Annotated in this window: 10 protein-coding genes; 3 read left to right on the top strand and 7 right to left on the bottom strand. The window is 64.4% G+C overall.

Features of this window, described 5'->3' with window-relative positions:
* Positions 1 to 2 precede the first annotated feature (2 nt).
* Together NMG70_RS23305 and NMG70_RS23300 are read right to left on the bottom strand one after the other, a co-directional pair.
* On the bottom strand, positions 3 to 326 hold the full coding sequence (locus NMG70_RS23305; protein WP_254026698.1) for a YciI family protein: 324 nt from the start codon (positions 324 to 326) through the stop codon (positions 3 to 5).
* Between the two features lie 128 nt (positions 327 to 454).
* Entirely contained in the window at positions 455 to 1,018 is a 564-nt protein-coding gene (locus NMG70_RS23300; protein WP_254026697.1) for a peroxidase-related enzyme, read from the bottom strand.
* Between the two features lie 135 nt (positions 1,019 to 1,153).
* Here NMG70_RS23300 and NMG70_RS23295 point away from each other — a divergent pair, with 135 nt between their 5' ends.
* Both NMG70_RS23295 and NMG70_RS23290 read left to right on the top strand, forming a co-directional pair.
* Positions 1,154 to 5,962 carry an NAD-glutamate dehydrogenase gene (locus tag NMG70_RS23295; protein WP_254026696.1) on the top strand — a complete coding sequence of 1,603 codons (4,809 nt, stop codon included), beginning with the start codon at positions 1,154 to 1,156 and terminating at the stop codon, positions 5,960 to 5,962.
* A 93-nt stretch (positions 5,963 to 6,055) separates the two neighbouring features.
* Positions 6,056 to 7,435, top strand: a complete 1,380-nt coding sequence (locus tag NMG70_RS23290; protein ID WP_254026695.1) for an MFS transporter — start codon at positions 6,056 to 6,058, stop codon at positions 7,433 to 7,435.
* 166 nt (positions 7,436 to 7,601) lie between these two features.
* Here NMG70_RS23290 and purH read toward each other — a convergent pair whose 3' ends face one another.
* From purH to htpX, 4 genes are all read right to left on the bottom strand, one after another.
* Positions 7,602 to 9,218: a bifunctional phosphoribosylaminoimidazolecarboxamide formyltransferase/IMP cyclohydrolase gene (gene purH, locus NMG70_RS23285; protein WP_254026694.1), complete on the bottom strand. Its 1,617-nt coding sequence runs from the start codon at positions 9,216 to 9,218 to the stop codon at positions 7,602 to 7,604.
* 91 nt (positions 9,219 to 9,309) lie between these two features.
* Complete coding sequence (locus tag NMG70_RS23280) at positions 9,310 to 11,034, bottom strand: heparinase II/III family protein (RefSeq protein WP_254026693.1); 1,725 nt, start codon at positions 11,032 to 11,034, stop codon at positions 9,310 to 9,312.
* Between the two features lie 132 nt (positions 11,035 to 11,166).
* The gene (locus NMG70_RS23275) at positions 11,167 to 12,507 is read right to left on the bottom strand and encodes an RsmB/NOP family class I SAM-dependent RNA methyltransferase (RefSeq protein ID WP_254026692.1); all 1,341 of its coding nucleotides are present in this window, start codon (positions 12,505 to 12,507) and stop codon (positions 11,167 to 11,169) included.
* A gap of 50 nt (positions 12,508 to 12,557) precedes the next feature.
* The gene (gene htpX, locus NMG70_RS23270) at positions 12,558 to 13,565 is read right to left on the bottom strand and encodes a zinc metalloprotease HtpX (protein WP_254026691.1); all 1,008 of its coding nucleotides are present in this window, start codon (positions 13,563 to 13,565) and stop codon (positions 12,558 to 12,560) included.
* 121 nt (positions 13,566 to 13,686) lie between these two features.
* On the opposite strand from htpX, the gene NMG70_RS23265 reads away from it, so the two are divergent.
* On the top strand, positions 13,687 to 13,926 hold the full coding sequence (locus tag NMG70_RS23265) for a DUF1674 domain-containing protein (protein ID WP_254026690.1): 240 nt from the start codon (positions 13,687 to 13,689) through the stop codon (positions 13,924 to 13,926).
* Positions 13,927 to 13,933: 7 nt separating this feature from the next.
* Here the strand turns inward: NMG70_RS23265 and NMG70_RS23260 are convergent, their stop codons facing one another.
* Positions 13,934 to 14,599 (bottom strand): HAD-IA family hydrolase, encoded by a 666-nt coding sequence (locus NMG70_RS23260; protein ID WP_254026689.1) that lies wholly within the window; start codon positions 14,597 to 14,599, stop codon positions 13,934 to 13,936.
* Positions 14,600 to 14,751: the final 152 nt, after the last annotated feature.

Raw genomic sequence — 14,751 nt, 5'->3', positions numbered from 1 at the left:
CGTCAGCCCATTTCGATGATTGGCGCGATCTCGACGCTGAAACCCGGATCGCTCAGGATAGGACAATCCTTGGCCTTGTCGACGGCATCGTCGATGTCTTTCGCTTCGATGATTGTGTAACCGGCAGTCGGATTGCTGCCGCCATTGTTCTCGACCTTGCCGCCGGGCAGCACGGTCTTCGACATTCCAACCGGATTGCCGCCGTCGACCACGGCCGAGCCAAGCTTGTCGTACCAGCCGTTCCAGGCATCCATCGCTGCTTTCCGTTCGGCCTCATCGGTCGGCATCTTGCCCGAGCCATGATACACATAGAGAAATTTCGCCATGTTCTCCTCCGTTGATCAGCGGCGTCGAACCGACATGCGGTCACGCCGCAGGGGCAATCATCGGACCAAACCGGCAAAGACGCAACGGGAATGCGCCATAGCTAAGGTACGGTTCGGTTGACTCGCACTCACCGCGCCATCGCGTGGTATTCATCGTTCGGCCGCATGTCGACCGCCGCCGCCACCCGGTTCGACATGTTGAAGAAGGCGGCGGTCGAGGCGATGTCCCAGATGTCGCGATCGGAAAAGCCGGCCTCACGCAGCGTTGCACGGTCGGCCCCGACGATTTTCGCCGGCTGCTCGGTCAGCTTCACCGCGAATTCAAGCATCGCCTTCTGTCTCGCGGAAAGGTCGGCGGCTCGGAAATTCATCACCATCATCTCGCCAAAGGCTGGGTCGCCGGAAAGCTGGCGCACCGCCGCGCCATGGGCGGCAAGGCAATAGTAGCAATGATTGATGGAGGAGACGGCGACTGCGATCATCTCACGCTCCAGCTTCGACAGGCCGGATTGGCCCAGCATCAGATCGTTATACATATCGGTGAAGGCGCGCAGCTTCGTCTCGTCGAAAGCGTAGGCCAAAAGCACATTGGGGACGAGGCCGAGCTTCTCTTCGCATTTGGCGAAATAGGCTTTCGTCGCTTCGCTCTGTTCCGCAGGCGCGAGGTCAAGTGCGATGATTTTGTCTTTCATGGCGGATTTTCTCCTCATTTTCGGTGACCCACCGGCGAATCCCGACATTTCGTCGCAAGCGGTCAAACCTTTGTCGCCAAATATCGGTCATCTGCTACCATAGTCGCAAAATATATGACGGGAGGGATTAGCGACATGGCCGGCCTGAAATCTGCAAGCCAGTTGAAAAAGATAAGCACGGCCAGGGGCAGCGAGAAACCCGGCAGGCTTGCCGACTATCTGCTGGCCCGAGCGCCGGCCGAAGATGTCGCCGCCTATGAGGTCACCGCCCTCGAACGCGCCGCCGATCTCGCCGGACGCGCCGTCGCCAGGCACAAGAAAGGCGATTGCCTCGTCGCCATAGACGTCGATTCCGGTGTCGTCCGCCAGGGCAGGCCGATGACGGTAATCACCGTCGTCAACGACAACATGCCGTTCCTGTTCGATTCCATCCTCGGCGAGATCACCGAGAGCGCCGGCGAACCGCTGCTGGTTACCCACCCGGTCATCGTCGTCAGACACGGCAAGAGCGGCGTCGACGAAATCCTCGGCGATGGCGGCTTTGCCAAGGGCGATCACAGTCATGAGCGGCTGAGCGTCATCCACGTCCATATCGCCCGTCTTTCGGCCGATCAGGCCGAGGCATTGGCCGAGCGGTTGAAGAAAATATTAAGCCAGGTGCGCGCCGCTGTCACCGACTGGAAGCCGATGCTGGCCCGCCTCGACCAGGCGATCTCGGAGTTCCGCTACGCTCCGGTGCCGCTCGACAAGGCCCATGTCACTGAAGCGATCGCCTTTCTCGAATGGCTGCGCGACGACAATTTCACCTTCCTCGGCATGCGCGAGTTCAAATATACCGGCGGCGAGAAGAGCGGCACGCTGGAGCGCACCGAAAAGCCCGGCCTCGGCATCCTCTCCGATCCCGACGTGCTGGTGCTGCGGCGCGGCACCGAAGCGGTGACGACGACGCCGGAAATCCGCGCCTTTCTGCACGGGCCGGAACCGCTGATCGTCACTAAGGCCAACGCCAAATCGTCGGTGCACCGCCGCATCTATCTCGATTACATCGGCGTCAAGACCTACACCGCCAAGGGCGTGCTCGCCGGCGAGTTGCGCATCGTCGGCCTGTTCACCTCGACCGCCTACACGCGCTCGGTGATGAAGATCCCTTATCTCAGGTCGAAAGCCGAAACCATCATCGCCAAATCCGGTTTCAACCCTGAAGACCACTCCGGCAAGGCACTGATCAACGTGCTGGAGAGCTATCCGCGTGACGAGCTGTTCCAGGTTCCGGTGCCGATCCTGCGCAAGCACGCCGAAGCCATTCTGGGGCTGGTCGAGCGGCCACGCGTCAGAGCGCTGGTGCGCGCCGATCAGTTCGACCGCTTCGTCTCGATCCTCGTCTTCGTGCCGCGCGACCGTTATGACAGCGTCGTGCGCGAGAAGATCGGCACCTATCTGAAGACGGTGTTCGAAGGCCGGCTGTCGGCCTACTACCCGGCCTTCCCGGAAGGCGGGCTGGCTCGTGTCCACTTCATCATCGGCCGTTCCGGCGGCAAGACGCCGAAGGTCGACCAGTCGACGATCGAGGCAGCGATCCGCGCCATCGTGCGGACCTGGGACGACGTGCTGCGCGAGACCGCGGCCGAGACCGGCGCCGATGCGGCGCTGACGGCGATCGCCTCGCGCTTCTCGGGGAGCTATCGCGACAGCTTCTCGCCGGCGGAGGCCTTGGCCGATGCCGGGCGCATCGCCAGGATCAGCGCGGCCAATCCGATCGCCATCGACTATTACCGTCACGCCAACCAGGAACCGCATCAGGCGGCGCTGAAGATCTATTACCATGGCAGCCCGGTGGCGCTGTCGCGGCGGGTGCCGGTGCTGGAGAACATCGGTTTCCGCGTTATCAGCGAGCGCACCTTCGAGGTCGGCGATGAGGCTTCCGGCATGATCAATAGTGATCAGCCGGGCATGGTCTTCATCCACGACATGGAGCTCGAAAACAGCTACGGCAAGCCAATCGACCTTGGCGACCGCGGCGCGCTGTTCGAAGACGCGTTCCTTTCCGTCTGGCGCGGCGACATCGACAATGACGGCTATAACGGCCTTGCCCAGACCGCCGGCCTGTGGTCGAGCGAGGTCACCATCCTGCGCGCCTATGGCCGCTATCTCCAGCAGGCCGGCATCCCGCAGAGCCAGGATTTCATTGCCGCCGCGCTCAACCGCTATCCGGAGATCGCTCGTGGCCTGCATGAGCTGTTCGTCGCCCGCCTCGGACCGACGGCGCAGATTGAAGGGGTGGTCGCGGCCAAGCACCTCAAGGCCAAGATCAGGGATGCGCTGGAAGAGGTTCCCAACATCGATGACGACACCATCATCCGTCGCTACCTCAATTTGATCGAAGCCTCGCTGCGCACCAATCATTTCGTTCCCGATCTGAAGGAGAAGGGCCAGTCGCTGGCGGTCAAGCTCGACTCGCAAGCGGTCGACGGCCTGCCGGCGCCGCGGCCGTGGCGGGAGATCTTCGTCTACGGTTCCGAGGTCGAGGGCGTGCATCTGCGCTTCGGCCCGGTCGCCCGCGGCGGCCTGCGCTGGTCGGACCGCGCCCAGGACTACCGCACCGAGGTGCTCGGCCTGGTCAAGGCGCAGCAGGTCAAGAACGCGGTGATCGTGCCGGTCGGCGCCAAGGGCGGCTTCTATCCGAAAAAGCTGCCGATGGGCAGCGGCCGCGACGCCATCTTCGAAGCCGGCGCATCCGCGTACAAGAATTACGTCTCCAGCCTGTTGTCGATCACCGACAATATCGGCCTGGACGGCGTCATTCCGCTAGCCGGTGTGGTACGGCGCGACCAGGACGATCCCTATTTCGTCGTCGCCGCCGACAAAGGCACGGCGACCTTTTCCGACACCGCCAATGCCATCAGCGAGAAGCATGGCTTCTGGCTCGACGACGCCTTCGCCAGCGGCGGCTCGGCCGGTTATGACCACAAGAAGATGGGCATCACCGCCAAGGGCGCCTGGGAAGCGGTCAAGCGGCATTTCCGCGAGATGAACCGCGACATCCAGACCACACCCTTCACCGTTGTCGGCGTCGGCGACATGTCGGGCGATGTGTTCGGCAACGGCATGCTCCTGTCCGAGCAGACCCGGTTGATCGCCGCCTTCGATCATCGCGACATCTTCATCGATCCCGATCCCGACATGGCGGCTTCGATGGCCGAGCGCCGACGCATGTTCGCCCTCGCCCGTTCGAGCTGGCAGGACTACGACAAGACAAAACTGTCCGAAGGCGGCGTCATCGTCTCGCGCAGCCAGAAGTCGATCACGCTGCCGCCGGCCGCGGCCGCGGCGATCGGCCTCGGCAAGACGACCGCCTCGCCGGTCGAGATCATGAGTGCCATCCTCAAGGCGCCGGTCGACCTTTTGTGGTTCGGCGGCATCGGCACGTATCTCAGGGCATCGACAGAAAGCAACCAGGATGTCGGCGATCGCGCCAACGATGCCATTCGGGTGACCGCGCTCGACGTGCGTGCCAAGGTTATCGGCGAGGGCGCCAATCTCGGCGCGACGCAGCGGGCCCGCATCGAGTTGGGGCTGAATGGCGGGCGCTGCAATTCCGACGCCATCGACAATTCGGGCGGCGTCAACTGCTCCGACGTCGAGGTCAACATCAAGATTGCGCTGGCTTCCGCCATGCGCAAGGGAGCGCTGACCCGCCCAGCGCGCAACAAGCTTCTGGCCGAGATGACCGACGAGGTGAGCGCGCTGGTGCTGTCCAACAATTACGAGCAGACGCTCGCGCTGTCGCTTGCCCGCAAGCGCGGCCTTGCCGATATCGCCCATCAGAGCCGTTTCATGGCAGCACTCGAGGCGCGCGGCCTGCTCGACCGCAATGTCGAAGCTCTGCCGTCGCCGGTAGCCCTTGCCGAGCGCGAGGCGCGTGGCGAGCCGCTGACCAGGGCCGAGCTCGGCGTGCTGCTGGCCTATGCCAAGATCGTGCTGTTTTCCGACATTGTGGCCAGCGACGTGCCGGACGATCCGCATTTCGACCGTGACCTGATGGGCTATTTTCCGGACCGTATGGCGAAGAAATTCGCGGCCGAAATCCATGACCACCGCCTGCGCCGCGAAATCATCGCCCGTGTCGTCGCCAACGATCTGGTCAATCGCGGCGGCCCACCCTTCGTTAACAGGCTGCAGGAAGCAACCGGCCGCAGCGCGGCCGACGTGGTCCGGACCTTCGCAGTGGTGCGCGACGGCTTTGGCTTGCCGGCGCTCTATCGCCAGATCGACGCGCTCGACAACCAGATCGACGGACAGGTGCAGCTCGACCTTTATCAAGCCGTCAGTCGGCTCACTTATGTCGCCAGCGGCTGGTATCTCAAGAACGATTCCAGCACCGCTCCGCTCCGCCAACGGATCGCCGAGTTGCAGGACGCTCGCAAGGCACTGGAGCCGAAGCTCACGTCGCTGCTGCCGGCCTTCTCGCGCGAGCGGATCGAGGAGCGGCGGCATGGTCTGGCCAAGGGCGGCGCGCCCGAACAGCTGGCAGAACATCTGGCGCTGACCGATGTGGCCGGCGTCGTGCCAGACATCGCGCTGACGGCCCGAACGGCGAATGCCGACATCATCGCCGCCGCGAAGGCGTTTTTCGCGGTCAGCGATGCCTTCCGCATTCCGCGCGTCGAGGATGCGGCGCGCTCGATCGCGCCGTCCGACTACTATGATCAATTGGCGCTTTCCCGCGCCATCGACACGATCGGCGCAGCTAGGCGCGGCATCGCCGTGGCGGCGCTCACCGGCCATGCCGAAGCGGCGGACCCGGTGGCGGCATGGCTGGAGGCCGGCGGCGAGAGAGTCGGGCGCATCCGCGAGCGGCTGCAGGCGTTGACCGAGGGCGGCGATATCACCGTGTCGCGGCTGTCGGTGGCATCGGGGCTGATCAATGACCTGACGGCGCTGTGAGAAGTCTTCCGAATCGCGCGCGATTGCCGGCAGGAACTGCGCTATAGAGCGAAACGGTTCCCCGCTTCGGGGGCACCGTTCGTGGGAGGGCATATGGCCGAGGTAGCAGTGCAGCGAGCGCCGGAACGCGGCATCTGGGGATGGATGCTGTTCGACTGGGCGGCGCAGCCGTTCTTCACGGTCATCACCACCTTCATCTTCGGCCCTTATTTCGTCTCGCGTATGGCGAGCGATCCGGAGACTGGACAGGCGGCATGGGGTTACGGCATCGCCGCGGCGGGGCTGGCCATCGCCGTTCTGTCGCCGATCCTCGGCTCGATCGCCGACCAGACCGGCCCACGAAAACCGTGGATCGCACTCTTCGCCGCGATCAAGATCACCAGTCTTTGCCTGCTATGGTTCGCTGCTCCCGGTTCGAACATTTTTCTGGTCGTGCTGTTCTTTTCGCTGGCCTCGGTCGCGGCGGAATTCTCGACCGTCTTCAACGATTCGATGATGCCGCGTCTGGTGCCCAAGAGCGAAATCGGCCGAATCTCGAACATGGCATGGGGTCTTGGCTATCTCGGCGGCATGATCGCGCTGATCGTCGTCGTCGCCTTCATGGCCAGTTCGCCGGAAACCGGCAAGACGATCGTCGGCCTCGACCCGGTCCTCGGGCTCGATCCGAAATTCGGTGAGGACGCACGGGCGACAGGGCCGCTATCGGCGGCCTGGTATTTCCTGTTCATCCTGCCAATGTTTTTTTTCACACCGGATGCGGCGAAGGGCATTCCCCTTGGCCCGGCGGTGCGCGAGGGGCTGTCGGAACTGAAATCGACGCTGGGCGAAGTACGCAAGCGCAGCGGCATCTTCCGCTTTCTCCTCGCCCGCATGATCTACCAGGACGGCGTCAACGCGTTGCTTGCGTTGGGCAGTGCCTTTGCGGCGGCGATGTTCCACTGGTCGATCACCGAGATCGGCCTGTTCGGCATCATCCTCAATGTCGTCGCCATCGTCGGCTGCCTGGTTGCCGCACGCCTCGACGTGGCGCTCGGCTCCAAGACCATAGTGATGATTTCGCTTGTCCTGCTCAGCATTGCCACGATCGGCATCGTCTCGACCGGGCCGGGCTACACGCTGTTCGGTGCCTGGATGATGCCCGGAGTCGATAGCGGCGGGTTGTTCGGTACACCGGCCGAAAAAACCTACATCTTTTTCGGTCTGCTGATCGGGCTTGCCTTCGGGCCGGTGCAGGCATCGTCGCGCTCCTACATGGCGCGCAGTGTCACAGCTGCCGAATCAGGCCGCTATTTCGGCATCTATGCGCTGGCCGGGCGGGCGACCAGTTTTGCTGCGCCATTCATGGTGGCCACCATCACCTTGGCCAGCGGCTCGTCGCGGCTAGGCATGGCGGCAATCGTGCTGTTCCTCGGCGTCGGCCTGGCGATCCTGATCCGCACGCCGTATCCGGCGGATAATCGGCCGGCGGAGTAGGGGCGCTCTTCCTTCTCCCCTAGTGGGAGAAGGTGGCCGAGCGAAGCTCGGTCGGATGAGGGGTGTTCCAGCTTGGCACGGACGGCGATCCGTCCAACACCCCTCAACCGTCTTGGCGCTGCGCGCCAATCCACCTTCTCCCACAAGGGGAGAAGGCAAGAAGCGCTCAATGCCGGAAATGCCTGACGCCGGTAAAGACCATGGCGATGCCGTGCTCGTCGGCGGCGGCGATGACGTCGTCGTCGCGCATCGAGCCGCCCGGCTGGATGACGGCGGTAGCGCCGGCTTCGATCGCAGACAAAAGCCCGTCGGCGAACGGGAAAAAGGCATCCGAGGCGACGACAGAACTTTTGGTCAGAGGCTCGGCCAGGCCGGCTGCCTCGGCCGCGTCGAGCGCCTTGCGCGCGGCGATGCGCGCGGAATCGACCCGGCTCATCTGGCCGGCGCCGATGCCGACGGTGGCACCGTCTCTGACATAGACGATGGCGTTCGACTTGACGTGCTTTGCGATGCGAAAGGCGAATTTCAGATCGGCCGTTTCGGCCGGCGTCGGCGCGCGCCGGGTCACTACTTTCAGGTCGAGGTCGTCGACCACCGCATTGTCGCGGCCCTGCACGAGCAACCCGCCGGAAACGGATTTCACAGTGGCGCCGGCCGTGCGCGGATCGGGCAGGCCGCCGGTGACCAGCAAGCGCAGGTTCTTCTTGGCAGCGACGATGCGGATTGCTTCTTCGGAAGCGGCAGGCGCGATGATGACCTCGGTGAAGGTTTTGACGATCTCTTCGGCGGCCTCGGCATCGAGTGTGCGGTTCATCGCGACAATGCCGCCAAAGGCCGAGACCGGATCGCAGGCAAGCGCCTTGGCGTAGGCCGCCTTCAGCGAAGCGCCCTCGGCGACGCCGCACGGGTTGGCGTGCTTGATGATGGCGACGGTGGCGGAGCGGGCCGGATCGAACTCGCCGACCAGTTCGAAGGCAGCGTCGGTGTCGTTGATGTTGTTGTAGGAAAGCTGCTTGCCCTGAAGCTGGCGCGCCGTCGCGACGCCCGGCCGCTTGTCGCCATCGACGTAAAAGCCGGCGCTCTGGTGCGGGTTTTCGCCGTAGCGCATCACCTGGTCGAGCCTGCCGCCGAAGGCGCGCCAGGTGGGATGCTCGATCTCCAGCGCTTCGGCGAACCAGCCGGAAATCGCCGCATCATAGGTCGCGGTGCGGGCGAAGGCCTTGGCCGCCAGCTTCTTGCGGAAATCCAGCGAGAGCGAGCCGAAATTCATCTCAAGCGCGTTGAGCACCGAGGCATAGTCCTCGGGGTCTGTGACGATGGCGACATAGGCGTGGTTTTTGGCGGCGGCGCGGATCATCGCCGGGCCGCCTATGTCGATGTTCTCGACGATCGAGGCGTAAGCGGCGCCGGAGCGGCGGACATCCTCGAAAGGGTAGAGATTGGAGACGACGAGATCGATCGGCTCAATGCCATGATCGCGCATCGCCGCGGCGTGTTCGGGATCGTCGCGCACGCCAAGCAACGCGCCGTGCACGGACGGATGCAGGGTCTTGACGCGGCCGTCCATGATCTCGGGAAAGCCGGTCAGGTCGGAGACGTCGCGCACAGCCATGCCTGCCTCGGCGATCGCCTTTGCCGTGCCGCCGGTGGAGACCAGCTCGACGCCGGCCGCCGCCAGCGCCCTGGCGAATTCGATGAGCCTGGTCTTGTCGAAAACGGAAAGCAGCGCGCGACGAACGGGAACGAGGTCGGGCGCGGGAATGTTTTTGGCGGCGACGGCCATGGGCTGGCGGCCTTTCACGGCTGGTTGGGAAAGTGTCCGCGCGCCGTAGCACATGAGGCTTGGAAATCAAACTGCAGCGCTAATCGCAGTGTCAGCTTTTTGCCGAATGACCGGCGATGGCCGTCCGCGTCAGTTGCCAATGGACTTCGGAAACCTCCGATGCCTTGAAGGCCAGCACGATCTGCCGGCTGCGGCGCGGGCCGCCAAGACCGGCGAAATAGATGGATTCCTCGACCTCGGGCGCCACCTCGGTGCAGGTGAACACCCATGTGTCGGCTTCATCGGCGGTCAGCACCAGGCGGTCGTGCTCGTCTTGGAGCAGGCCGATGTCGGGATGGATGTGGAAGCGCACGGTGACGAAATCGCGGCCGTTGTTGCGGATCGCAGCATTGCCCGGCCGCAGAAGGCGATCCCTGCCGGCGAGCACATTGCCGTTCGTCGACAATTTCAGTTCGCGCTCATGCAGCAAGCCGAAGCGCGCGACATAGCCGTCGTGGCGAGCCAGAAAACCCTGAATGCCTTGCTGATCGGTGCGCTTGCAAGGCACATGCTGCGGGCCGCCGATCAGCGGCGTGCCGAGCAAGTCGTTGACGCGCAGCGAGTGGCTGAAACGCGCCGACGAGGTGTCGTTGATGGTGGCTGTCGAATGGGCGGCCGTGGCGCGGGCAAGCGGCCGGAATTCGGCGGCGCCATAGGTGTCGACGCCGGCGTTCACGACATAGTGGCGGCGGCCGGAAGACAGCTCGAAGGAAAGGCATCCGGCGTGCGCCGCGTTGGAAACAGCGATCGGCGGTGGCGGGCCGGTATCGGCGATCACGGTGACGTCGCCCATGGAGAGGCGCTCGTAGCCCGAATGCGGTGCGTGCAGCAATGGCGCGCCAGCGGTGTCGTCGTGGCGCAGAATGGTGGCGATGCGGTTGTGGATGGTCGCGCCCATGCCGTTGAAGCGGGCGAGGCTGCCGTCCTGGTGGCGAAAGAAACGCAGCGCCGGCAGCATGCGATCGATGGCGCCCATCAGCGCCGCCGGCGGCGTTTCGGCCTGATTGGCATAGGTCTGGCGCAGCGGCAGAAGGTCGGCGAGGATTTCAAGCACGGCCATCGGATTGCGGGAAATATGGCCGCCATCCGGCAGAATCTGACGGTCGAGCTCCTCGGCGAGGTTGCGGGTCGCGCCGCGCAGCGCCGATGCCGGCGCCGGTAGCGACAGAGCGGCAAAGGCAAGCGCGATGCGGGCGCGCAGCCTGTCCTTGCCGTCCGGCATCTCGCGTGCCATCGCCCTGAGATAGCGGATCTGCATGGCCAGCGACTTCAGGAAGGCCCGGTAGAAGGGAAATTCAGCACCCTGCAGCACCACCGAGGAATGCTGCAGCCAGGCAATGACGCGCTTGGCCGTCGTGCCGGGCTCCCAGGCGACACCGGAAATATTGCTGCCATGGATAGTGATCCAGTCGGAGACCAGCGCGCGGGCATTGGCGGCGGCAAGCTCGGTGCCGGCGGCGCGCATATGGCGCAGCCAGCGAAAGCCGTGCAGGGCCTTTTGCCAGCCGGGATTGGCCACGGCGATCTGGAAGGGCGACTTGCCGCCGGTCTCGACCAGATGTCCCGACAGCGGATAGCGGCCATAATAAATCTCGAGCGCGATCTGCCGGTCGGCCAGGCGCAGGTCCGGCGGAGCGATTAACACGCGTTCCGGTGTGCGGCCGGAGTAGCGCCAGCGATGGATCGGCCCGGCACGCAGGCGCCGGCGCGTCTTGCGCCAGAACTCCTTCGCGACAAGCGTCCATAGACGCGTCGTGCTGACGGCAGCGATCGCCAATAGCCCTCCTCATAGCGCCCAATCCGAAGACAAGCTTATATGATTCAAGAACTTATGCGAAGGCGAATTCCACCGCGGCGTTGAAGTTCAGCCTGTTTTCCGCAGGATTCTTCTCAAACAGTCTTCAAATTCTCAGCGTTGGCCGGCTCTGCGCATGCGGGCGGCGAAGAAGCCGTCCAGCCCGGACCGTTCCGGTGAGCCGAGCTCCAGATCTGCGGGCGTGGTGCGCAGCGTGCCTTGCGGCGTCAGGAACGGATCGATGCCGGCGATCTCGCCCGGGCGGAGCGGATCGTCGACAATATCAGCCGTCCCGGTGAGGAAGGCGCGGTGAAGCGCCTCGCCTTCGAGCGGGTCGAGCGAACAGTTGGAAAAGACGATCCGTCCGCCGGGCCTGACCAGGGTGACGGCGCGGGCGAGCAGCCTTCGCTGCAGATCGGCGAGTTTTTCGATGTCGGCCGCCGTCTTCGTCCAGGGCACGTCGGGATGCCGCCGCACCGTGCCGGTCGAAGAGCACGGGGCATCGAGGAGGACGGCGTCGAACAGTTGTTCCGGCTCGTATTTGAGCAGATCGGCCTGGACAATTTCTGCGGACAGACCAAGCCGTTCGAGATTCTGCGAGAGCCGCCCCAACCGGTTCTTCGATGAATCGATCGCGGTGACCGTGGCGCCGCCGAGAATGAGCTGAGCGGTCTTGCCGCCGGGAGCGGCGCAGAGATCGGCGATGCGCAAACCCCTGACGTCGCCGAAAAGCCGGGCCGGAAGGCTGGCGGCGGCATCCTGGACCCACCAGGCGCCGTCTTCAAAGCCGGGCAGTTCAGTGACCGAGGCGCTGAGTTTCTCGACGCGCACAGTGCCGGTCGGCAGCACGATGCCGCCGAGCCGCTCGGCCCACAGCGCAGGATCGGTCTTGACCGTGAAGTCGACCGGCGCCTCGTATCTGTGGGCAGCGAGAATTTGCCTGGCTTTGTCGACGCCATAGGCGGCTTTCAGCCGGTCGGAAAACCATTTCGGCGCTTCGTCGGTGGCGGCAAGCGCTGCAGCCAGTTCGGCCTGCTTGGACCGCGCCAGCGTGCGCAGCACGCCATTGACGAGACCGGAGAAGCGCACCGTGCGTGGATCGGACTTGGCGTGGGTCACGGCAAGGTCGACTGCGGCGCTGTCGGGAATATCGAGGAACAGGATCTGCGCCGCTGCTACATGCAGAATATGCGAAAGCGCGGTGGCGTTGGGCGGCAGCGGCTTTTCCAGGCGGCGGGCCAGCAACCCTGAAATGGTCATGCGGAAGCGCAGCGCAGTGACCAGTATGGCGCGCACCAGCGCCCGGTCGCGCAGGTCGAGCGCCTTGTACTGCGGATGGCCGTTCTCGTGATCGGTCAGCCCGTCGAGCGGCGTTTTGGCATCGATGACGGCGGCGAGCAGCCGGGCAGCCGCCTTGCGCGCGGCGAGGCCGGCAACGGGCTCGCCGGGGCTCACTGCCTTGTTTTCATGATCGCCTGAAATTTGGTGTCGGCGTTTCGCTTCGCTCACGACCACGGACCCTTGGGTCCGGTCGGATTGCGGCCCCAGGGATTGGATCTCGGCCTGGCCGGCGGCTGCTCAGGCTGCTCGGCTGCTCTCTCCCACGGGCCTGATGGCCTCTGCCCGTCCGCCTGCCGCGGCATAGGCTGCCGCGCGGATGCGCCACCGGCCATGTCCTGCGCCATTGCCTGCAGGGCCGCGATGCGGTTGTCGGTGTTCGGATGGGTGGAAAACAGGCTGTCCATGCGCTCGCCGGAAAGTGGATTGATGATGAAGAGGTGGGCGGTCGCCGGGTTGCGTTCGGCATCAGGGTTGCGGATGCGTTCGGCGCCACGGGCGATCTTGTCAAGGGCCGAGGCAAGCCAAAGCGGCTGTCCACAGATCTCGGCGCCGCGCCGGTCGGCCTCGTACTCACGGGTACGGCTGATCGCCATCTGCACGATCATGGCGGCGAACGGCGCCACGATCATCGCCACCAGAACACCGATAATGCCGAGGGAATTGTTGTTGTCGCGGTTGCCGCCGAAAAAGAAGGCGAAATTGCCGACCATCGAGATCGCGCCGGCAAGCGTGGCGACGATCGTCATGGTCAGCGTGTCGCGGTGCTCGACATGGGCGAGCTCGTGCGCCATGACGGCCGCGACCTCCTCATGCGACAGTTGCTGCAACAGCCCGGTGGTGGCGGCGACCGCGGCATTCTGCGGGTTGCGGCCGGTGGCGAAAGCGTTGGGCTGCGGGTTGTCGATCAGGTAGGTTTTCGGCATCGGCAGGCCGGCCTGTCTGGCGAGGCTCTGCACGATGGCGTAATATTCCGGGGCGTTCCTTTCATCGACCTCGACGGCGCGGTTCATCGACAGCACCATCTTGTCGGCGTTCCAATAGCTGAACAGGTTCATGGCCGCGGCAATCAGCAAGGCGATCATCATGCCGCCCGATCCGCCGATCAGATAGCCGACACCCATGAACAGCGCGGTCATCGCTGCCAAAAGCATGGCGGTGCGAAGTGTGTTCATTGTCTGCTCCGTTTCTGCCGGCCTTCCGGAAAAAGGGTCGATCCTCGTCGGCTCATCGCTATATGATGGGAAACGTGTGGCCTTGTTTCAATTGGGCCATGTTTCAATCCGGGAATATCGCATGATCGACGAAACCAATAAAACAGGCGAAACCAGCAACGCAAACGCCGGCCTCAGTCGCGACGCGCCGCAAAGGACGCTGACGCCGGCAGCCCGCCGCGCTTTGGCGGAAGCGGAAGCACGGCGCGAACACTATCGCCAGCAGGAAGCCGCGATGCCCCGGGAGGTCGGCGGCCGTGGCGGCAGGGAACCCGGCCGCTATGGTGATTGGGAGGTCAAGGGCCTGACCAGCGATTTCTAAGGGCGTCCTAAGCCGCAGCCCGCTCCGCCGCGAGGACAATCCAGCCGCGGTCGTCGACGGTGACGCCGATCCCGTCATAACCAGCGATCGCAGCATGCGGCGTTTGCAACGGATACTGGTGCGTGGCGCTGATGACCACGACGGTGGCTCCTGCGGCCTCGGCCGCCGCTATTCCGGCGGGCGCATCTTCGAAAACGAGGCAGTCGCGCGCGTCGACGCCCAGCCGCTCGGCCGCCAGCCGGAAGCAATCCGGCGCCGGCTTGCCGCGGGAAACGTCCTCGGCCGCGACAAGGATGGCGGGAAGCGGGATGCCGGCGGCCGCGATTCGCAGCAGAGCCAGTTCGCGCGGCGCCGAAGTGACGATAGCCCAGCGCTCGGATGGCAGCGACGCCAGAAACGCCGCGGCGCCGGCGATCGGAAGGATACCGTCGATGTCGGCCGCCTCGGCCTGCAGAAGCGCGTCGGCTTCACGCATAGGGTCGACGCCTGGAAGCGCCAGCCGAGCGATGGTCTCGATCGCCCGCACGCCATGGATCGTCGGCAGGAAGGCGGCAACGTCGAGACCTTGCCGGCGCGCCCAATCTGCCCAGACCCTTTCTGCCGCGGCAATCGAATTGACCACCGTGCCGTCCATGTCGAGCAGCAAGGCTGCGAATTTTCTGCCTGCGAACATCTGCAATCCCAGGTTGTTTCGGAAGGAGCCAAAGCTTGTCGACCGACCGTAACGTCGCATCGGCGGCATGGGAAGGCGCGAGATCGCCTTTTTCGACAGACCAGGGAACCACGGCCGGCCATCTCGCGTTAATCCAACCGTCACTCAAAAGA

This window comes from Mesorhizobium ventifaucium, from assembly GCF_935822925.1.
Lineage (GTDB): Bacteria > Pseudomonadota > Alphaproteobacteria > Rhizobiales > Rhizobiaceae > Mesorhizobium > Mesorhizobium ventifaucium.
This window is presented reverse-complemented; position numbering and strand designations above follow the sequence as displayed.

Coding starts and splice junctions, on each gene's coding strand:
- NMG70_RS23295 (WP_254026696.1), top strand. CDS start 1,154: ATGGCCGGCCTGAAATCTGCAAGCCAGTTGAAAAAGATAAGCACGGCC.
- NMG70_RS23260 (WP_254026689.1), bottom strand. CDS start 14,599: ATGTTCGCAGGCAGAAAATTCGCAGCCTTGCTGCTCGACATGGACGGC.
- NMG70_RS23300 (WP_254026697.1), bottom strand. CDS start 1,018: ATGAAAGACAAAATCATCGCACTTGACCTCGCGCCTGCGGAACAGAGC.
- NMG70_RS23305 (WP_254026698.1), bottom strand. CDS start 326: ATGGCGAAATTTCTCTATGTGTATCATGGCTCGGGCAAGATGCCGACC.
- NMG70_RS23265 (WP_254026690.1), top strand. CDS start 13,687: ATGATCGACGAAACCAATAAAACAGGCGAAACCAGCAACGCAAACGCC.
- purH (WP_254026694.1), bottom strand. CDS start 9,218: ATGGCCGTCGCCGCCAAAAACATTCCCGCGCCCGACCTCGTTCCCGTT.
- htpX (WP_254026691.1), bottom strand. CDS start 13,565: ATGAACACACTTCGCACCGCCATGCTTTTGGCAGCGATGACCGCGCTG.
- NMG70_RS23290 (WP_254026695.1), top strand. CDS start 6,056: ATGGCCGAGGTAGCAGTGCAGCGAGCGCCGGAACGCGGCATCTGGGGA.